General features: G+C 35.5%; 28 protein-coding genes, 1 tRNA gene and 2 pseudogenes. 18 read left to right on the forward strand and 13 right to left on the reverse strand.

What is annotated here, in order from left to right:
• Positions 1-34 precede the first annotated feature (34 nt).
• The 3 genes from FACI_RS03890 (at position 35) to FACI_RS03900 (ending at position 2,469) form a co-directional block, all read left to right on the forward strand.
• Positions 35-1,027, forward strand: coding sequence for a proline racemase family protein (locus FACI_RS03890; protein ID WP_009886819.1), 993 nt, complete (start codon positions 35-37; stop codon positions 1,025-1,027).
• 76 nt (positions 1,028-1,103) lie between these two features.
• Positions 1,104-1,700, forward strand: coding sequence for a hypothetical protein (locus FACI_RS03895; RefSeq protein ID WP_009886820.1), 597 nt, complete (start codon positions 1,104-1,106; stop codon positions 1,698-1,700).
• A 187-nt stretch (positions 1,701-1,887) separates the two neighbouring features.
• A complete protein-coding gene (locus FACI_RS03900) occupies positions 1,888-2,469 on the forward strand; it encodes a class I SAM-dependent methyltransferase (protein ID WP_009886821.1) in 582 nt (193 codons plus the stop codon).
• Between the two features lie 35 nt (positions 2,470-2,504).
• Here FACI_RS03900 and FACI_RS03905 read toward each other — a convergent pair whose 3' ends face one another.
• A complete protein-coding gene (locus tag FACI_RS03905; protein WP_009886822.1) occupies positions 2,505-3,731 on the reverse strand; it encodes an MFS transporter in 1,227 nt (408 codons plus the stop codon).
• Between the two features lie 82 nt (positions 3,732-3,813).
• Between FACI_RS03905 and FACI_RS03910 the strand changes: the two are divergent.
• From FACI_RS03910 to FACI_RS09950, 4 genes and pseudogenes are all read left to right on the forward strand, one after another.
• Positions 3,814-4,353, forward strand: a pseudogene (locus FACI_RS03910) (IS5/IS1182 family transposase); the annotation flags it as partial.
• Positions 4,354-4,441: 88 nt separating this feature from the next.
• Complete coding sequence (locus FACI_RS03915) at positions 4,442-4,711, forward strand: transposase (protein ID WP_019841506.1); 270 nt, start codon at positions 4,442-4,444, stop codon at positions 4,709-4,711.
• The gene (locus FACI_RS09945; protein ID WP_009886825.1) at positions 4,711-5,649 is read left to right on the forward strand and encodes an IS3 family transposase; all 939 of its coding nucleotides are present in this window, start codon (positions 4,711-4,713) and stop codon (positions 5,647-5,649) included. Before FACI_RS03915 ends, FACI_RS09945 begins: the two co-directional genes overlap by 1 nt.
• A 21-nt stretch (positions 5,650-5,670) precedes the next feature.
• A pseudogene (locus FACI_RS09950) lies at positions 5,671-6,069 on the forward strand (transposase); the annotation flags it as partial.
• Between the two features lie 240 nt (positions 6,070-6,309).
• Here the strand turns inward: FACI_RS09950 and FACI_RS10380 are convergent.
• The gene (locus tag FACI_RS10380) at positions 6,310-6,480 is read right to left on the reverse strand and encodes a hypothetical protein (protein ID WP_009886827.1); all 171 of its coding nucleotides are present in this window, start codon (positions 6,478-6,480) and stop codon (positions 6,310-6,312) included.
• Positions 6,481-7,039: 559 nt separating this feature from the next.
• Between FACI_RS10380 and FACI_RS03925 the strand changes: the two genes are divergently transcribed.
• Together FACI_RS03925 and FACI_RS03930 are read left to right on the forward strand one after the other, a co-directional pair.
• Positions 7,040-7,237: an antitoxin VapB family protein gene (locus FACI_RS03925; protein ID WP_009886828.1), complete on the forward strand. Its 198-nt coding sequence runs from the start codon at positions 7,040-7,042 to the stop codon at positions 7,235-7,237.
• A gap of 64 nt (positions 7,238-7,301) precedes the next feature.
• Positions 7,302-7,613: a type II toxin-antitoxin system VapC family toxin gene (locus tag FACI_RS03930; RefSeq protein WP_009886829.1), complete on the forward strand. Its 312-nt coding sequence runs from the start codon at positions 7,302-7,304 to the stop codon at positions 7,611-7,613.
• A 74-nt stretch (positions 7,614-7,687) separates the two neighbouring features.
• Here FACI_RS03930 and FACI_RS03935 read toward each other — a convergent pair whose 3' ends face one another.
• The 3 genes from FACI_RS03935 to FACI_RS03945 all read right to left on the reverse strand — a co-directional run bounded on the left by FACI_RS03935 (position 7,688) and on the right by FACI_RS03945 (position 9,807).
• On the reverse strand, positions 7,688-8,083 hold the full coding sequence (locus FACI_RS03935; RefSeq protein ID WP_009886830.1) for a hypothetical protein: 396 nt from the start codon (positions 8,081-8,083) through the stop codon (positions 7,688-7,690).
• 696 nt (positions 8,084-8,779) lie between these two features.
• A tRNA-Ala gene (locus tag FACI_RS03940) sits at positions 8,780-8,851 on the reverse strand.
• Entirely contained in the window at positions 8,851-9,807 is a 957-nt protein-coding gene (locus FACI_RS03945) for a replication factor C small subunit (protein ID WP_009886831.1), read from the reverse strand. The genes FACI_RS03940 and FACI_RS03945 overlap by 1 nt, the downstream gene beginning before the upstream one ends.
• 38 nt (positions 9,808-9,845) lie before the next feature.
• On the opposite strand from FACI_RS03945, the gene FACI_RS03950 reads away from it, so the two are divergent.
• From FACI_RS03950 to FACI_RS03960, 3 genes are all read left to right on the forward strand, one after another.
• Complete coding sequence (locus FACI_RS03950; protein WP_009886832.1) at positions 9,846-10,025, forward strand: hypothetical protein; 180 nt, start codon at positions 9,846-9,848, stop codon at positions 10,023-10,025.
• A gap of 112 nt (positions 10,026-10,137) precedes the next feature.
• Positions 10,138-10,374, forward strand: coding sequence for a hypothetical protein (locus FACI_RS03955; RefSeq protein ID WP_009886833.1), 237 nt, complete (start codon positions 10,138-10,140; stop codon positions 10,372-10,374).
• Positions 10,371-10,778, forward strand: coding sequence for a PIN domain-containing protein (locus FACI_RS03960; RefSeq protein ID WP_009886834.1), 408 nt, complete (start codon positions 10,371-10,373; stop codon positions 10,776-10,778). The genes FACI_RS03955 and FACI_RS03960 overlap by 4 nt, the downstream gene beginning before the upstream one ends.
• A 75-nt stretch (positions 10,779-10,853) precedes the next feature.
• On the opposite strand, the gene FACI_RS03965 is transcribed toward FACI_RS03960, so the two are convergent.
• Positions 10,854-11,324 carry a tetratricopeptide repeat protein gene (locus tag FACI_RS03965; RefSeq protein ID WP_009886835.1) on the reverse strand — a complete coding sequence of 157 codons (471 nt, stop codon included), beginning with the start codon at positions 11,322-11,324 and terminating at the stop codon, positions 10,854-10,856.
• On the reverse strand, positions 11,325-11,558 hold the full coding sequence (locus tag FACI_RS03970) for an antitoxin VapB family protein (protein WP_009886836.1): 234 nt from the start codon (positions 11,556-11,558) through the stop codon (positions 11,325-11,327).
• 106 nt (positions 11,559-11,664) lie between these two features.
• On the opposite strand from FACI_RS03970, the gene FACI_RS10235 reads away from it, so the two are divergent.
• Entirely contained in the window at positions 11,665-11,823 is a 159-nt protein-coding gene (locus FACI_RS10235) for a hypothetical protein (RefSeq protein WP_187288967.1), read from the forward strand.
• Positions 11,824-11,970: 147 nt separating this feature from the next.
• Here FACI_RS10235 and FACI_RS03980 read toward each other — a convergent pair whose 3' ends face one another.
• Entirely contained in the window at positions 11,971-12,486 is a 516-nt protein-coding gene (locus FACI_RS03980; RefSeq protein ID WP_009886838.1) for a hypothetical protein, read from the reverse strand.
• 475 nt (positions 12,487-12,961) lie between these two features.
• Between FACI_RS03980 and FACI_RS03985 the strand changes: the two genes are divergently transcribed.
• A complete protein-coding gene (locus FACI_RS03985) occupies positions 12,962-13,141 on the forward strand; it encodes a hypothetical protein (RefSeq protein ID WP_009886839.1) in 180 nt (59 codons plus the stop codon).
• A 171-nt stretch (positions 13,142-13,312) separates the two neighbouring features.
• Here FACI_RS03985 and FACI_RS03990 read toward each other — a convergent pair whose 3' ends face one another.
• The 3 genes from FACI_RS03990 to FACI_RS04000 all read right to left on the reverse strand — a co-directional run bounded on the left by FACI_RS03990 (position 13,313) and on the right by FACI_RS04000 (position 15,052).
• The gene (locus tag FACI_RS03990; protein ID WP_009886840.1) at positions 13,313-13,837 is read right to left on the reverse strand and encodes a hypothetical protein; all 525 of its coding nucleotides are present in this window, start codon (positions 13,835-13,837) and stop codon (positions 13,313-13,315) included.
• A 268-nt stretch (positions 13,838-14,105) separates the two neighbouring features.
• Positions 14,106-14,360 carry a DUF2614 family zinc ribbon-containing protein gene (locus tag FACI_RS03995; RefSeq protein ID WP_009886841.1) on the reverse strand — a complete coding sequence of 85 codons (255 nt, stop codon included), beginning with the start codon at positions 14,358-14,360 and terminating at the stop codon, positions 14,106-14,108.
• A 269-nt stretch (positions 14,361-14,629) separates the two neighbouring features.
• Positions 14,630-15,052 carry an Lrp/AsnC family transcriptional regulator gene (locus tag FACI_RS04000; RefSeq protein ID WP_009886842.1) on the reverse strand — a complete coding sequence of 141 codons (423 nt, stop codon included), beginning with the start codon at positions 15,050-15,052 and terminating at the stop codon, positions 14,630-14,632.
• Positions 15,053-15,200: 148 nt separating this feature from the next.
• Between FACI_RS04000 and FACI_RS04005 the strand changes: the two genes are divergently transcribed.
• The 3 genes from FACI_RS04005 (at position 15,201) to purN (ending at position 16,895) form a co-directional block, all read left to right on the forward strand.
• Complete coding sequence (locus FACI_RS04005; protein WP_009886843.1) at positions 15,201-15,896, forward strand: peroxiredoxin; 696 nt, start codon at positions 15,201-15,203, stop codon at positions 15,894-15,896.
• Positions 15,897-16,181, forward strand: a complete 285-nt coding sequence (locus FACI_RS04010) for a ferritin family protein (RefSeq protein WP_019841507.1) — start codon at positions 15,897-15,899, stop codon at positions 16,179-16,181. It abuts the gene before it with no gap.
• A gap of 105 nt (positions 16,182-16,286) precedes the next feature.
• Positions 16,287-16,895, forward strand: a complete 609-nt coding sequence (gene purN, locus FACI_RS04015; RefSeq protein WP_009886845.1) for a phosphoribosylglycinamide formyltransferase — start codon at positions 16,287-16,289, stop codon at positions 16,893-16,895.
• Here the strand turns inward: purN and FACI_RS04020 are convergent, their stop codons facing one another.
• Positions 16,896-17,459 (reverse strand): LysE family translocator, encoded by a 564-nt coding sequence (locus FACI_RS04020; RefSeq protein WP_009886846.1) that lies wholly within the window; start codon positions 17,457-17,459, stop codon positions 16,896-16,898. It abuts the gene before it with no gap.
• A gap of 30 nt (positions 17,460-17,489) precedes the next feature.
• Positions 17,490-18,380 carry a Rossmann-fold NAD(P)-binding domain-containing protein gene (locus tag FACI_RS04025; RefSeq protein ID WP_009886847.1) on the reverse strand — a complete coding sequence of 297 codons (891 nt, stop codon included), beginning with the start codon at positions 18,378-18,380 and terminating at the stop codon, positions 17,490-17,492.
• Between the two features lie 83 nt (positions 18,381-18,463).
• Between FACI_RS04025 and FACI_RS04030 the strand changes: the two genes are divergently transcribed.
• Positions 18,464-19,135 carry an aspartate racemase/maleate isomerase family protein gene (locus tag FACI_RS04030; RefSeq protein WP_009886848.1) on the forward strand — a complete coding sequence of 224 codons (672 nt, stop codon included), beginning with the start codon at positions 18,464-18,466 and terminating at the stop codon, positions 19,133-19,135.
• Positions 19,136-19,151: the final 16 nt, after the last annotated feature.

A 19,151-nucleotide genomic window follows, 5' to 3' on the forward strand; every position in this document is an offset into this window, starting at 1 on the left:
CAAAATTATTTATTTATAGTCCAATTATTAGATAATGAGCTTGAAATCTGATTTTACTATTGATGTTATAGATACACATACAGAGGGAGAGCCAACACGTATTATGTTCTGGAATAACATTCCTAAAAATTTAAGGGATGCACTTTCTGTGAGAAAATATTTCATTGACCATTATGATTACATAAGAAAAATATTGCTTCTTGAACCCAGAGGGCATAAGGACCAGTTCGGTGCCATTCTCCTTCCTCCGGTAAACCCTGATAGCGATTACACAGTGATTTATCCTACAACCGAATCATATCTTGATATGTGCGGGCATGCAACAATTGGTGTGAGCACTGCGCTGGTTGCACTGGGGTATGTCCCATTTGAAGGAAATGAGAAAACACTGGTATATGACACAGTAGCTGGGACTGTTAAGGCGATGGTTAAGATAGAAAACGGAGAACCTGTTTCCGTCTCCATAGTGGATGTCAAATCATATTTTGTAAAGAAGATTAAGGTAAATGTGAACGGTAAAAATGTGGATGTAAATATCTCATATGGGGGAAATTTCTACGCCATTGTAAATTCTAAGGACCTGGGAGTTGATGTGGAGCCTGAATATATTGATGACCTGCTTGCATACGGGAAAATAATAAGGGAAAAAGCATATGAAACTTTAAAAGAACTATACCCTGAAAACCGTAAAAACCTGGAGCCACTTGCAATGATAACCGATAATAACCATGATTACCGCGCAATAGTTACCTTTGCAGGCAATAGCTTTGATAGGTCGCCATGTGGAACGGGAACTGCTGCCAGGGCCGCTTTTCTTGTCCATGAGGGGAAGTTGAAACTTGATGGCAGCTACGTTAATGAGTCAATTCTCAGGACAAAATTTGAATGCAGGATAATATCGTGGGAGAAAGTCAACGACACCATTGCAATTATCCCTGAAATTACAGGGAGGGCATGGGTAACACAGCTGTGCAAGATTATAGTTGACCCATCAGATCCTTTAAAACACGGGTTTCTGGTACAGTGATTATTCATTAAACAATTGTTTTTTTGTGTAAATATTTCGCAATATTTATTTATATTTATGTTATAAAACACTATAAATGCCGGACACAATATATGTTTATGAAAACCATAAAATTACGGGCCCAGATGGTTATAATGTGGATATTATTATCTCTGATCATGGAAAAGAAATAACCATAGAAGGGACTGACAATATACAATTAAAACGGGAAAAGGGCAAATATATCATAAGCCATAACTTCCTCGAAGAAGGCAGCCTAGAAAGAGGTTCTGCAATGGATTACATGGGAAACAATTTCTGGATTCCGAAAAAGGATATGAAAAAGTTAAACATGGGAAACATAGATTTCGCTATTTATTCTCAAAATATAGAAGTTGCATATATTAACAAATTCAAAAATAGCCTCAATATAAGTATAGAGAAGAAAAATTATATCATCCCTGTAATGATATACATTGCAGTCCTTTCCAGAAGGTTAAAGGAAAGATTCGGAAAATTATATACGAAAATCGGTGCTCTGCGTCTAGGGGGATTAATTATGCCTTCTATGGGTGGCATTTTCTCATTCATAGGGATTGACGTGCATTCATTTATGCTTTCTATAGTGAGCCTTGCTGCTATGATTGTATTCAGTGTTCCTGCTTTGGTGTTGCAAAAAAAATCTCTGTTTTAATTATTTTAATAACCTCCAGGGAAAATAGATTATATTGAAATATTTTGTTGTCATAGTTAAAAAAGCAAGGGCAAAGTGATAAAGTAAATGAAAATGGTATTTATAGCTGGAAAGGCCAGTATATTAAAAATTTTGAAAGTATTTGTGAAATGCAAATAAATAAATATTGAAGTGGGATAAAATTACTATGGCAGAGATTGATTTTGGAACATATCACCATTCATCTTTAGAAGAGTCTATAAAATTAAGGGGACTGGTAAAAGAAAAGATGAACCAGGTACTTGACACGTTGTATCCAGCAACTCAAAAAATAAATATTCTTGATGCGGGTTGCGGCCTCGGCTTTATGGTTTCCATAGCTGCAAAACATTTTCCCTATGCATCAATCACAGGAATTGACATATTTAACCATGATAGCCTTTCAGGGTCCTCCATGGAAAAGGCACTTCAAAATATGAAGGAACTTGGCATAGATAATAGAGTTGTATTGATTAACCACAACCTCTTAACTCCTTTTACCATAGAAACAAAATTTGACCTTGCAATGTCAAACCTGGTTTTCCATAATCTAGGAAAAAATAGATTTAGGGCCTATGATAATGTTATTGAATGCCTTAATGGCGGGGCTTATTTTATCCTTATCGACCTTCTGCCAGAACAATCTATAGATATGGATTATTTAAGAAATAGCTTTTCTACAGTTATGGAAATACCCATCACAGGCAATGGGAAATGGGATTTGCAGTTGAAGGTATTTCAAAAAATTTAATTGAAAAATAACAAAATATAAAAAAATAAATTATTTTATCTGGAATGCTTTACGAATAATACCAGAATTCCAGCTACCAGAGCAAATAATGCCATCCCATAAACACCTGCTACGAAGGAATGCGTTACGGTCTCAAGCCCCCCAACAACTATAGGGCCAACTGCACCTCCCAGGTTGCCCAATCCGTTGATAAGCCCTATTGATGCTGCAGAACTTTCCTTTGTTAATGATTCCTGGGGTATATTCCAGAAAACCGGGAGGAAGGTGAATATTCCAATAGCTGATATTGTGAAGAAAGCAAAAGATACATAGACGTTCGATATTGAGAATGCACTTATTGCAAGCCCTATAAAAGCAATAAAGAATATAATGGCTGTAAGTTTTTTCCTATCGCCTTTTCTATCAGAATACCTGAGTATGAAGATAAGTGCTATGGCTGCAACTATATATGGTATATCAGACAGGAAACTGGAAGAAGCTGCGTTAACATGTGCAAAAGACCCTATAATTGACGGCAGCCATATAGAATACCCATAGAGTGCTGTTACGCCGAAGAAGTATACAAGTGTTAATAAAATAACATCAGGCTCCATTAATGCCTTCTTCCAAGGGATTTTTAAAGCTTTATTTTTTTGCTCAATATCAAGGTCTGATTCAAGGGCATTTATTTCATCTTTGTTCATCCATTTGGCCTGTGATGGAAAATCAGTTAGAACTATCCATAAGATTACTACTGAGATCAGGGCAAGTATACCTTCAATTATAAATAGATATCTCCAGCCAGGATTATCGTGATAAACTGTAAAAATTTCACCGGAAAGTAAGCCACCAAATATGCCAGCAACCGGAATTGCAGCATTGAAAAAGGCATTCGCAACTCCTCTCTCAGACTCAACAAACCATACGCCCATAAAGAACATAACTCCCGCATAGAATGGAGCCTCTGCCAATCCAAGAATGAATCTCAGGGCATAAATTTCTGGCACATTTTGGACAAAACCGGTTATAATTGTTATTATTCCCCATGCAGTAAAGGCTATTCCGAATATTTTTCTTACACCTACTTTGTTTATTCTTAATGTGGTAAACACCTGTGGTATGGCGTATGCCACGAAAAACAGTGCCGATGCTATGCCTGCAATTAAATCAGCTGATGATTTCGGTACCCCTATATCAGGGAACATCCCTGCAGATATTGCATAGGATAAGTTCACCCGGTCTAAAAAATTTATAACGTAGAGATAGTGTGTTGCATAATTCATTCTAATTTAATAATTATCCCATAATAAATTTAAAACTTAAAAGGAAAAACCCCTATATAGTGAAATATAGGGGTGATTTGCTTTGACTCCACAAATCAATAATAAAATAAATAGAAGTATAAAAAGATACTGGATTGGTTCAAACAGGAGATGGGAAAAGTATAATGAATCACTTGTAGATAGAATAGAATACCTTACAGATTTATCATTCATTAAAGATTATGATACTTTACTGGAGGAAAATAATAGTGGAAAAATAGGCCATCCATACAAAGTTCCTGATGCATTAATAATGTATTTAGCCAGATTGCGATCTATATTCAATATACCATTTAGAACTCTTGAAGGCATGTTAAGATCCTTAGCAATTATAGCTAATATAAAATCAATATCATACAGTGAAATATTCAGGAGGATAAGGAGAATCAAGCCTGAATTGAATAATATTAACAGTAAGCTGGATTGCATTATAGATTCTACTGGATATAAGATAACAATAAGGGGAGATTATTTAAGGCATAAATGGCATAGGAAAAGGAAGGGATGGATAAAACTGCATGTAATAATATCATTAAAAGATGTTACTGTATTATCATTCACAATTACAGATGAGCATACACATTGGTGCGTACCCTTTATTATTTAGACAGTTATCAAGTGGAATATATAGAAATGGATAAATATAAATTAGAATATAATGAGGTGATATGATGGAGAAATTTACAGCAGATGAAAAGGTAGCAATAGTAATGGAATCATTTACAGCAAACAATATAGCAGAGCTATGCAGAAGGCATGGAGTATCTGTATCAAACTTCTATAAATGGAGGGATAAGTTTATAGAATCAGGGAAAAAGGGATTCTATGGTTCTGGAGTAAACAATGGGTATGAGAAGGAGATTGATAAACTAAAGAGGCTGGTAGGTGACCAGGCCTTAGTCATAGACGAATTAAAAAAAAATTACAGAGGGAGGAGATAATGGAAACAGTGAATAACCTTGGAGATAAACTGTCTGTATCAAGGTTCTCTAAAATAACAGGAATACAGAGGTCATATATCCACTATAACAGGAAAAGTACAGTAAGGCATAGGAAATCAAGGATACCTGAAAATATAATAAATAAGGTACTGGAAATATCAGGAAAAAGGGTAACATACGGGCACAGGAGAATATGGGCTGTATTAAGGAATGAAGGGGTTAAAATAAACATAAAAACAGTAAGGAGAATAATAAAATCTAATAATTTACAGCTCCCATATGCAAAGCATAAGAACAGGACAAATAAAAGGAATTTAACAAAGCCCTCAGACATAAACCAGCTATGGGAAACTGATATCCATTATGTCAGGACACATAATGGGATGTGCTATTTAATGGCTGTAAAGGATTGTTTCTCTAAAAGGTGGCTATCATATAATTTCTCAAGGGCATGCACAGCTAAAGACTGTGTAAAGCCTATAGAAGATGCATATGCCATAAGATACAAAGATTCTAACTTAAACAATCTGGTACTTAGGACAGACAATGGCCCACAGTACATAGCCAGGGAATTCAAAACTCCTGCAAGGCTATTGAATATACCTCATGAGTACATAGAGAAACAGACACCTGAGGACAATGGTGATATAGAATCATTCCACAATTCATTGAAAACTGATTATATATGGCTAAATGACCTTGAAAGCTATGAAGATGCTAAGGAATTAATAGAATATGCATTCAATGATTACAATAATTACAGGCCACATTCTTCTATAGGCTATTTAACACCTGTAGAATTTGAAAAGCAATGGAACAGCAGTGAAGAATTCAGGAATAAGTTTCTGAAGGAGAGAAAGAAAAAGGAGGAAAGAAGATTGAAAAACAGGAAAATTAATATAAGCAGGAGGAATGAAAGTGTCTCAATATTACACTAAAAAACTGTCCAAATTTTGGGGGAACAGATCACACATGATTCTAAGGCTGCCAGAAAACTATTGAGTAAGATGAAAAATAATATTCTAAGAATATTTGGAGATAGGGGATATGATTCAAAATATATCTACAATATGTTTGGATATAATGCAGTAATACCACCCAGGAAAAATGCTTCTACCAAATCCAGAGGTTCATATGCAAGGGCTAAGATTGTGAGATTTATAAAAAAGAACTCCATGGAACAGTGGAAAGAGAATAATAGCTATAGCAAAAGGTGGATTGTAGAAATATATTTTTCAGGATTAAAAAGAGTAATGACAGAGATAATTAAAGCTAAGAAAATAGAGTATATTATACAGGAATTAGCTCTTAAGGTAGTCAATTACAATATTATGAGGGGGATGACACATGCCTATTAATTATGCAACACACTAACGTAGAGAAAAAATAGTATAGGTGCTATCCTTATATATCTCTTCTTCAACGAAGAAGCAACACTAAACTTAGTAGTTTCCATAACAACTAGGATAAATATCTTATATATAAAATGTTACATGATAACAGTGGGCATGTATGATGGTTTTAAATATATATTAATAGATATTTATGTGGTGGATTATAAACTTTTTTTAATTCACGTTGTTAATAGTAGATTGACTCTAGGCCTTCTTAGCCAGGTTAACGGCAGAAACTACATCTTCTTCAGTTATATCATTTTCCTCCAGAAAATCAGCGAAATATTTATCAACTACCTCTTTCTCAAAGGTTGATCTTTTAGTGAATTTTGGGTATCTTGAATACACTGTATCAAGTAATTCTGTTAAACTCATATAATTGAAGGTAGACTTGACCTTAAATATTTGTTGCTTCTCAAAATCATGTAAGTTATTCCAAACTGAAGCAGCGATTTTAAAACCTTTGTTGGTAAGTTTTATCCTATCAAATGAAATTAGTCCTATTGATTGTAAATCAGTAAGATCTCGGGAAAGTCCATCTGAAAATGGACCATAAAAAGAGGCTCGAAGTGATAGGTCTCTTTAGTATAGATGAATGAAGTTCTTCTACAGAGAAGGAAAATCTCTTTCTATAAATGTGTAACTGATCGTATTGGCTCATTATTCTTCATGGACTTCCCACACGCATAGATGAAAGAAAGTAATAAATCACTCCTTGAGACCATATAAAGAAAGTATTCCATTGTTATACACATTTCTTGTGTAACGCAGTAAGTTTTCACGAGTAGAGATTGGTTGTGCATCTCGGATAAAATAGTGGATAAGTCGGGATTTAATTATAACTTAATCTGGATAGAAGAACCTGAAAATACTAAAGAAATTTTATTGACACCATAAATAACATTTAAATATCGTTTAAGCATAAAAATATGTTATGCCAAAAACAATTACCATTAAAAAGTCTGTGTATGATAAGTTAATCGGGTTCAAAAAGGAGAACGAAAGCTTTAGTGAGTTATTGGATAGGTTGATAAAATCACAGAGCAAGTATGAACTTCTTCTGTCACTGAGACAGAGCGTTGAATTAGAAGGAAAGGAAGACCTTCTGAAAGAAGTACAAAATAAAAGGTGAAAGACGGGAAATTTATGTTATTATTTAGATACTCGACAAGAAATCGGATAAAGTACACGTGCTCATGTCAAAGATTATTGACAGCGGGGAAGATTACTGCACAAGCTCTATAAATTTACACGAGGTACTATATGGAATTAAAAAATATTCTAAAGATTCTAAATTGGTCATGCAGATTCCAGTTTTAGGCTACAGTAAAAGTGACACTGAACTGTCTGTAGACTTAGAACTAAGTGCCGAAAGAAGTGGGAAAGCTATTCCCAGAATGGATGTAATCATAGCAGCAATAGCAATAAACAATGGGTGTTCACTTTACACTTTAGACAACCATTTTGAAGTTTTAATGGATATTGGCCTAAAGCTGTTAAGGTTATGATTTTTAAAATATACTAATAACCCATAAAGCCTGAAGTCAGAAATATAATTCCAAATACTGATAGAAATAATATTCTAATTCCTGCTTTTTCTGTATGCTCTTAAACCACCCTGAATGAATAATCTAACCATTGCACCCAGGATAAACAATATGCCAAGTGCAAATGAACCTGCCCATACTAAGGATTTAACTCCCATATAGAACGTCAGGATACCAAATAAGAATAAAGTGATTCCAATAACTAAACTCATAATGCCAGTTCTAAATAACCAGGGAGAATCTTTTTCCATTATAAGAATAACTGCAACACCAATAAATGCCATAGAAAAAACTAATGGTAAAACTATTGGCAATGCTGATATAAAATGCCCATTGTACTTCAGGTTGTTAGATAGAAATATTGAAAGATAGAGAAGTGCCAAACCGCCAACATAGAAAAGAAGGGACTTATAGGTGTTTTCATATCTCAATATTTATTCTCCTCCTTAATCCCATCAGGCCCTTGTATAAAAAATTTATTTTAATAAAATTTAAATATTTACACTAATTGCTCTTTTAATATCATCCGGTATTCCTGAGGAATTTGCTAAAAAGCGTACTTCAAGGGTTGCATGCCCTAACTGCTAGTACGAGTTCAATTTTATACATTCAAAGTATGGGTCAATTACTGCAGTAAGAGCCGTAGCGTATGGGTATTCAAATGCCCCAGATGAGACCAGAAAGAGAGTTTTGATCTTACAGATCATGAGTATGATTCATCTATTCCTACATATGTAGATCCTGGTTTTGGAAAGTTATTTGCATGTATAATACCTCTTTCTATTGGGCTTGCGATCTCTGTAAGTGTACTGGGTATTTTACTTCCATCTGCGTATAAGGCATTGGCACTTATACCTCTTATTCCCTATGTAATAGCTATGGTATGGCTTACTATGCTTATGATGAAAACGTCTAAGATGAAATTGTGGAAACCAGCATAATCTACATAAGTTATTTTCAGAAGCGAGCAATAGACAAGATTTCATACTACTAATAGTTAAAACAGATTTTGCAACAGGATTTTAAAAACATTGGCTCACATCATCTTCCAGAAGAGATTCCTGACACTCAGGTTGCTTAACTGTAAATGTGTTTGATAAATTATGGCATAAAAGTATTAGATTGTATGGACCGGTCGGGATTTGGACCCGAGCCCTCTTGCTTGCGAAGCAAGCGATCTACCGCTGATCTACCGGCCCTAATTGATTTCACTGCCGATATAGGACAATTTGGCCAGAAGTGCATCCATCTGTATATTGTCTGTGCCTCCTTCAACAATTCTGAATTCAGCCTCAGCCAGTGCCATGATTATTTCGAGCTTCTGCTTGTATGCTATCTGCTCTCCTCGTATAGATGAGTGCATCCCTTTTATTATATCTATTCCTGACAATCCATAGTCGATTAACATCTTGTCAAGATAATTCCTGGCATCGTTAAAATTTCCTTCAATTGCCATATTGATCAGATTTTTATATTCGTCCCTGTTAATTTCCCCTGATATCTCATATATTGCGGTAGCGGAAACTTTTCCTGAAAGCTTTACTGCCTGGAGGACGTTTACGGCTTTTCTCATATCGCCATCTGAGATTTCGTATATGGCATCAAGGGAATCATCGTCTATTTCAAAATTCTCCTTTTTAGCTATATCCTTTAACCTATTCTTCATTGATTCCCTGTCAATGGGCTTGAAACGGAGAACAACACACCTGGATTGAATCGGTGGAATTATCTTGGATGAATAGTTACAGGAAAATATAAAACGGGTTGTGTTGTAAAACATCTCCATTGTCCTTCTCAATGCAGCCTGGGCATCCCCTGTAAGGTGGTCTGCTTCATCAAGGAATATGATCTTAAATCCCAGATCATTTGATGGCCTGATCTTGGCAAAGTTTTTGATATTGTCCCTAATAATATCTATGCCACGGTCATTGGATGCATTTAATTCCATAAAATTTTCTTTCCATGAATCGCCAAATAATGAAATAGCCAGTGCAATAGCTGTGGATGTCTTGCCTGTTCCCTGCGGTCCGGCAAAAATAAGGTGTGGTATATTCTTATCCTTTACATAGGCATTCAGTCTGTTTATATTCCCTTTTTCGCCTATGACATCTGAGAGTTTGCTTGGTCTGTATTTTTCCGTCCAGATATTTAACATACTTTTTTTTGATAATTACTTTATTTATAAACCTATCTATGCAAAATTCTCATTTCAACGTGCTATTGACAATTGAAGAGTATATGTTCCTGACACCTTCTGTAGCTTCTATTTCTGCTATGCATTCGTTCAACGATTTTCCGTATAGCTTTGAAATGACTATAGCTATGGCTGAATGGTCTACTGAAGTTGAAAAAAAGGTTCTTGATAAAGTTTAATTTTCTTAATTCTTCCAGTGTCTTTGTATAATGTTCAGGCATAATATTGAGTTAACTATTAATTATACCATTTAACCGTAAAACTTTTATACGGCATTATGATAATATAAATATGGTAAAAACCACAATCAATCTTGATGATGAAATTTATGCTGAAATTGTGAGAGAATCTATTGAAAAATATGGGAGTACTAAGAATATGTCTAAGATTATTAATCAACGCCTTGGGAATAAGAAATCCGATACAGGTAAGAGTGGAAAGCGAATTACATTCAACGTCAGAGAAGACCTTGCATCTCTTGATGCAGACAAAGAGATAAAAAAAGGTTGGAAAGCGAGGGATAGATGACATTAGTAGTGGACACAAATGTCCTGGTATATGATGCTATAGAAAACTCTCCACAGCATGGCCGTGCAACTGAGATTATAAATGAATCGGAAAATATGATAATAAATTCCCTTTCAATTATTGAAATTGGATTTGTTCTTCCAAGATATGGAATAAATAATAACAGTGTCGGGATGAAACTTGAAGAATTATTGCACAGCGATTATTTCATGGTTTCCTGGCTATCCGAAAGGATGCTTGAGGGGACATCTACATTCATAGTTGAAAACAACTTCAGTTTCAGGGATTTCAATGACTGGATAATTGCATATGACGCACTTTCCCGAAATGCTCCCCTAGTGACTTTTGATAAAAAACTATCCAAGCAATGCAAAAAAATCGGAATAGAAATTATTGAGTGCTAGTTGATAGAACGAAGTACAGGGAAAATGAGAATCTCCAGTATCCTTTAATTAAGGGTGCTTTAGAAACATGAACCATCACTTTATTTCATTAACATAGTCTGATAGAGCCCTGCTGTATTCGGGCAGCATACCCTGATTACTAGATAGGATAAAATTGAGGGCATACTTAAGAGCCTTATCAGCTTGCCCGGATCTGAAAAGAGCAATGCATAGAAATTCCAGTGATGCGGGGTCTGCTGTATCCTTATAAACTCCATCTAGAATAGCTATTGCACTTTCATGTTCGCCTATTACACTTAATGAACTCCCCAACTGCATTTCAGCCTGTATTTTCATTTTGCCCGGAAGTCCCAATTTTATTGCCTTTTGATAGAGTGGAATTGCCTCGGTTTCCTTACCCAGAAAATCCAGAACATTGGCATATTCAAACAGGTAAGCAGCATTTTCGCTGAAATCATCATATGGTTCCTGGAAAATTTTCAACATGATTTCCGGTTTGTCCTGATACTTCCAGGCTTCTTCTATAATATTGTTCAGACTTTTCATTTATTTCCATCTCTCAAAAAGCTTTTCAATTTGTTTCCTCCTTGCTTCTCTAGATTCCTCTATGCGATTTCTCATGTCATTTGCTTCCTCATTTGAAATAGTGCCTCTCAATTCAAGTAGGATAATAGTTGAGAACAGCCTGTTTATAACAGCGGTAAAACTTTCATTTTTACCTTTTAATTTTTTTAATTTGTTGTATGCTTCATCTGAAATTGATATATTCTTGCTGGGCATTATAATATCTATATGTATATATATTTTAAACTTTACTAAATTGGGTTAATTAGCAGTTATTTATTCTTCAGTGGAAAAATTAAACGGATTAAAAGCATACAAAAAGATGACTTGCGATAAACGGCTGGATGCACTCCCTGAAGGTGATGAGGAGGGAATGTATACTGAGAATTTCAGAAGTTCTTTGCTAAGAAGCCTCCTTGATCTGAAAGATAACAAAACATACACATTAGAAGAAGTAAAGAAACAGTTGGGAATTCAGTGACCAACTTTGAAGTTAAATATTCAGAAGAATATTGTTTCCCATCTTAGAGGCCGGGAGAATTATCCAGGAAATAGAAAGTACCATCTAGCGTAGCCCACAATTCCCATAGATACACGAGAATAAAAGAAAAAATTTTTAAAGCAAAAACTAACTCTTGACTTTTAGCTTGCTTCCAAATGCCGTTGTGAGTGTTTCTTTGTATTGAGAAAATATTTCATCTGTCAATTTTCCCCTTCCATGGAAGTTGCAACGAACAAGGTGGAACTTCAGCTTCTTTCTATTCGCATGCAAAAGAATCTCAGGAAGGGAAACTACCGTTCCGCCGCTTAATTCTGCCTTATCTACGGTTGAATAAGGAATAACTGTATATTGAGGTGGTACTTCTGAGAGCTTTGTTTCCAGGTTATCTTCTATTTCTTTGCCTCTTCTGGTATTCTCCATAACTATGTTTTCAGCCTCTTCCTGGGTAACCTTATAATTGGAATAATTGCCAACAACAGGCGCCATTCTTTCGGGATTACTCATAGTTATATGCCACATATCGGAAAGCCTTTCCTTTGCACTCATTGTCAAGAATTGATACATTTCATTATCGGTGAAAATGAGATAGTAGGTGTCATCCATATGGGCAGCATTATCTATTGAACCAATAATTTTTACCATAATGAAATATAATTTATATTATGTATTAAATTTTGCTGTTTAAATTCATAGCCATTATCTATATTGGGATAAGAACTGTTTTTGTGTATAATTTCTTCAGTAAAATGTATTATTTTAGGGATAATTTCAATAGGTACGTTTATTCATCTGAGAGAATGCAATTAACATGATGATATAAGTATTTCAGAACATGGTTAATTATTAAGATAACCATGGCTATTCATGATACGATAATAAGAAAATAATGCTTGCCTCCCTGCAGTCCCGGATCAAGCTTGATTGCAGACTACTTCATTCATTGCCAAAAAATAGATTTCATGCTTTACTGGACATATTAAGCAGGGCATAATGAATATTAATTAAAGCTTATAGATCGGTGCTAACAACACAATTTTTGGTAACGTTTTTATAATGCACCACTTACTTATTTTAACTAACATTTATATATATCCACAAATTATATAATTGGAAAACTATGACAGATATTAAGTGTAGAAAGTGCGGGGAAATATTCAAAAAACCACGGTGGGGATTTAAGCCTCTGGAATACAAGGCCGGGATGAAAATGCCAGGAGGACTTGTAGCCCTGGGTGCAATTATTGTGTGCCCGAAATGCGGTTTCGAAGGGTCTTTAAAAGAATATGATACTGTTTAAATTGCATTCCCTTAAAAATTACACATTTACCAACTTCTAAATGATGTCCGCAATAGAAAAGCCGGCATCGGTATCAACTAATTCCAGAATATGACCTCCCATTTAACCATAGTCGATCATGGAAGGTGCTCTGGAAAGGATACTACAAGAGTTATTTATCTTCTCTTGTATTTATAATGGCAGTTTCTTCCAGTTCATCAGGTCCTTATCATTCAGGGATCTAATTTCAAGCTTCTCCAGAATATCCGTAAACAGGTCATCGCTAATTGAACCGGCATAAACCTTTTCTTCAGAGTGCCGGAAGATGGCAGACCGTATTGCGCTTGCTGCTATAGTAGACTGGAGATGCGAATCCACAACAGAATCGTCCTTTATCTGCTTTGAATAAGTGCCCGATATGTCGTCTTTCTTTATGTCCTCAAGCAGGTCATCAACAGTGGCTTCAAGTTTCCTGTTATTCTCTTCTGCCAGTACTACACGGACTTTGTATGTTGGCTCGAAATCAATCTTATCATCATCCACCTTGAACCAGTTCTTCGCATCCTTTTCAAAGAATACTTCAGCCAGTTCCTTTGCGACAAGCTTGGGATTTGAAAAATCAACTCCAGAAGTTAAATCATAAGTAACCATTGAACCGTCCTGTGAAACTTTTCTGCATTTTTCAATATCTGACTTAAGTTTATCTTCATTTACCATAAATATACATACAGTTTTGCCTAAAAAGACTTTCCTAAAGATGCTTTCCGGTAGTTATATAACATTTAGTCCGGTTCCCTCTTTTGCGAATAAAAAATTAATACATAGTATATCCTTTTGGTCGAAATAGAACAATGATAGTAGGATAATTCCCTAAGGTGTATAACACATGGTCAAAATAAAGATAGACTAGCATTGCTCAAAGAGCAGTGAAAAGAGCTGATGCCGACAGTGCAATAATAAGGTATGTATTATTCACTTTGATGCTTTACTCTCTCTTTTTCTTCTTGCTGAATATCTCATCAGTCCTCTGTTGAAGTTTTCCACTTCTTGTACCAATGACTAAACCTATTGCCAGGAGAATTATGGAAATTAGGAAGGCTAATCCTCCATAAAGAAAACTGTCTGCCAAAATTGTACCGTTAGAATGAAAAATTGCACCGATAGCCAATACAATAAGGGAGACAAAAAACAAAAAGGTGCCAGCAGTCATTATTTTGTTTATCGCATGAAATTTAACCATTTTATCGCCTCGTTTATAGCCATACAATAGTGCTAATAAATATTTGCTTTCTGCCGTAAGTTTAGAAGTCACACATAAAGTAGGAAGATGTTAACTTACGCAGGAGTGTAGATAACTACTTTACCATATAAAGGGCAGATATTAACCAGGAATGATATGGCGAAATCTCAGATCCCTTCAGACACCAAAAAGCATTATAATCACCGGGCGGTGAAATAGCCGTTGCAATTGCAGTAGATATCTTCCTTTACCCTGGCAAAATAAGGTTCTTATTTCAACGTGCTATTGACAATTGAAGGATATACGTTCCTGACACCTTCTGTAGCTTCTATTTCCGCTATGCATTCATTCAATGATTTTCCATATAGCTTTGAAATTACTATAGCTATGGCGGAATGATCTCCAGAAGTTGAAAAAAGGCTCTTGATAAAGGTTAATTTTCTTAATTCTTCCAGTGTCCTTGTATAATGCTCAGGCATAATATCAAGCCCCAGTATTGCTTCTTCCAGGCCGAGGCGTTTCCCCTGGAGCCTTGTTGTATATGCTATAATTTGCTTGTCTGTTTCCATCTTCTGCAGATGGTTTCTAATAGTCCCAGGACTAACATTGCATAATTTAGCAAGGTCACGTATGGACAATTTTGAGTTGTCAATCAGATACCGGGCAATTTCCGTGTCCAGTTTATCAACCATATTAGTATATTATAATAAAGAATAAAAATTTATGTTTTATAATTTAGATTTACTGAACATTTGTATAATTAAATAAGTATAATTGGTAATTATAATTATACATATACACAAAGTATTTATGCAAACATACAATTAAGAGTTGATAAACATGGAAAACAGAATGCCTTTAATTGGAGAGAAATTCCCTGAAATGGATGTTGTTACAACACAGGGAAGCAAGAAGTTGCCTGACGACTACAAAGGAAAATGGTTTGTCCTATTCAGCCATCCCGGAGATTTTACTCCAGTATGTACCACTGAGTTCTTTTCATTTGCACAGAGAAATGATGAATTCACTAAATTAAATACTGAATTAATAGGATTGAGTGTTGATTCAAAAATATCACATATGGAATGGATCAACTGGATACATGACAATTTAAAAATAGATGTTAAATTTCCCATAATAGCGGATCCTATGGGAAACGTTGCAAAATCTCTTGGAATGATACATGCTGAATCTGCAACATCTACTGTAAGGGCAGTATTTATTGTGGATGACAAAGCAGTGGTAAGGGCTATACTTTATTATCCCCTGGAGATAGGAAGAAATATATCTGAAATTCTCAGGATGATCAAAGCCCTGCAGATGGTTGACAAATATAAGATAGCAACACCTGCAAACTGGCCTGACAATGAATTAATGAAAGGGAGGTTTATAATTCCACCACCGGCAACTATGAACGATATACCGGAAAGATTAAAAAAATATAAGGGATATGCCTGGTGGTTAACATACCGTGATGCTCCTGAAGAAGAAGTAAAAGAAGCAAAGGAAGTATCAAGAATGAAGGAGGCGAATTAAATGCCGATGTACGAAACAGAAAATAGTTTAGATGAAAAGACAAAGGATATGTCAAGGGCAAGGCAATCGCTAATAGAAGAAATGCAGGCAATAATGTTCTATGACGAAAGATTGGATGCAACAAAAGACCCTGTGTTAAAAGAAGTAATAAAACATAACAGGGATGATGAAAAAGAGCATTTCTCATTGCTGCTGGAATACCTCAGGAGAAATGACCCGGAACTTGACAGGGAATTAAAGGAAATATTATTCTCCAAAAAAGAATTAAAAGAGCTTGGGGATTAAATATTTATTTTTATAAACCCTGTGAGGGGACTTAAATATTTTTAATGATTTTTAAAAACAATTATAATATCAAATAATTTTTAAAACAAAAGGCAATTCCATGCCATGTATAATATTGTTGTACTTGCATCTGGAAACGGGTCAAATTTTCAGGCAGTGGTGGATGCAATAGATAATGGCGTCATAAATGATGCAAAGATTTCAAAATTAATATGCAATAATAAAAGGGCGTATGTACTCCAGAGAGCAAGGGACAGCGGTATAATGCCTGTCCTGGTAGACAGCAAAAAAGAAGATTATAACAATATTATATCTGAGATTCTCGCTGCAGAAAACCCGGATTTAATACTTCTGGATGGGTACATGAAAATAATTCCAGATAATATAATAGATGCTTATCCTTTTAAAATGATAAACCTCCATCCATCATTATTGCCTGCTTTTGGCGGCAAAGGCTATTACGGGGGGAAAGTCCATGAAGCTGTTATAAAATCCGGTGCAAGGTTTTCCGGCTGCACAATTCATTTTGCCACAAAGGATGTTGACAACGGGCCAATTATAGACCAGAGAGTTGTTGAAGTATCTGACATTGATACACCGGAGTCACTGGAAGAAAAGATACATGAGGAAGAACATAAATCACTGGTATATTCAATAAATTTACTGATTACAAAAAGGTATTCAATTAATGGCAAACGTGTAATCAGGGAATAATTATTTCAATATCAGGTGCAATCCATCGAACAGTATGTATATTGCAAATGCAAATATTATGGCTGCAGAAATAATTTTAATGTATTTTTCATAGCCCGTTCCAAAGCGCCATACAACATATGGAAATACTATTGTCCACACCACGATTCCGGAATATAATCCTGTGATGGAAAATATGCTCAGTTCCTTGAGCAGGAAGAATCCAACTGTAAACCACCATATTATCTGAAAAGGGTTTGTCAATCCCATGGTTACCCCTAGAACATAATTGCCCTTCCTTGTTTTTGATGGCATTTTTGACCTGAGTATCGATATGCCCAGGTAAAGCATGAAAATACCACCTATTACGTATATGACCTTTAGAATTTCAGGGCTTATGATTCCATTAGTAAGGAATACTATGGCAAAAAATGTTAGATCCGCAGTCATTGCACCTAAGCCTACAAGTGTGCCATGAAGCGGAGATTTAAGCGCTTCGTTTGCAATAATTGAATTTACGGAACCGGGCGGGCCTGCAAGTGACAGCCCCAGCAGGATACCTAAACCATAGTCGTAAAGAAACATCTATGGAAATATTATAGAAGTATTTTAAAATTATAGCAATGACATATTTTTAAGGACAACATACCCTGCAGCCAGGTCTTCCAGCCCTATTCCAAGGCATTTGAAAACAGATTTGCTGTTTCTGTATTTATCAGGGTTTAACATAAATTCTCCCAATGTGGTTATTTTGCTCCTATCCTTTATATCGCTTATTTCTGATGATTCCATTGCTGATTGTCTAGAATTTTCCTCTATTACCAGCCCTGAATTTTCAAATACATCCTTATCTGCTTCCCTTGAACCCAAGACATTTGAGCCGATCAGGTTAATATGGTAATTTTCAGGCAGCATTGAATAATTAAATATTGGCTCCTCTGTATCCGTTGCAGATGCAATGACGTCTGATTCCTTAAGGCATGAGAGGCCTTTAACAGGTTCAACGTTAATTCTAGATTTTTCTGCAAATTTCTTTGCATGTTCAAAGTTTCTTGAATATACATAAGCATTTTCCAGTTCGTAGTACTCTGAAATTGAATTCAACTGCGATTCGGATTGAAATCCTGATCCTATAATTGTATAGTTGATTCTCTTCTTCTTTACCAGCATTGTTGTAACCATGGCTGAAATAGCCCCGGTCCTTATCTGCCCGAGAACATTTGCGTCCATTGCAAATAGTTTGCCAGGGTTTTCAGTACTGAACAGTATAACAAAAAACCGATAGCCGTTTTTTCCATACATATATGTTTTCAATCCTGCTATGCCGCGCCTTTCATAGAGTGCGGGCATTGTACTGAAAACAAAATCTTTTCCATTTATCCTGTCCCTGGGGCTAGAGTCAGATTCCCCCTTTCCATATGAAACAAAAGCTTCCTTTAACTCATCAACACATTCTTTTACAGGAAGGTTGTTTTTAACATCATTATCATCTATGTAGGTAATCATGATTTAACATATGATTATTATATTTCAATTTTCCCGGAATAAAATCCATAATAAATTAATTAACGGTGAAGAAATTATGAATTATGATAAGGGTTGGTATGATAGTACCGGCCAACAACGTGGCACTGGAATATGATATGTATAGAATGGCTCCTGAAAATATGAGCTTCCATTCAACCAGGATGAGACCTTCCAGGAACTGCGAGCCTGATGATCCGGTGAAATTCAGAAATGATTTGAAACAGGCCTATAGTTTGTTGAGAAGATCATCAAACGTAATTGTATATGGCAGGACATTTGGAACACATAAAAATGCAGATATTATAAGGGAAGTATTCGGAAGAAATGTCATCATACCTGAGGAAGCTGTAATTGAATACCTCCATGAATCCGAAAGCAAATCCATGTGGCTTGGAACGCCGTATATAAAAGAAAGGACAGACGAAGAAAAAGAATATTTTTCAAAGAAAGGTTTTAACATTACAGGTTCCTATGGATTGAATAAAATATATGCGCTGGACATTGCCAGAACCAGCCTGGAGGAAATAAGATGCATGCTGGATAAAAATATTGGTACTGTAGAAAAAAGTGATTTAATTTACATCTCATGCACCGCAATGCCCACATCAAAAATCCTTGATAAGTTAAGCAGCATATATGGAAAACCGGTATTATCGGAAAACTCGGCTATACTGTGGAAGATATCCCGGATTACCGGAAATCCTATAAAAATACCCGGGTTGCAGGATATTTGATTTATTGCTATATTAT

The organism is Ferroplasma acidarmanus Fer1 (genome assembly GCF_000152265.2).
GTDB lineage: Archaea > Thermoplasmatota > Thermoplasmata > Thermoplasmatales > Thermoplasmataceae > Ferroplasma > Ferroplasma acidiphilum.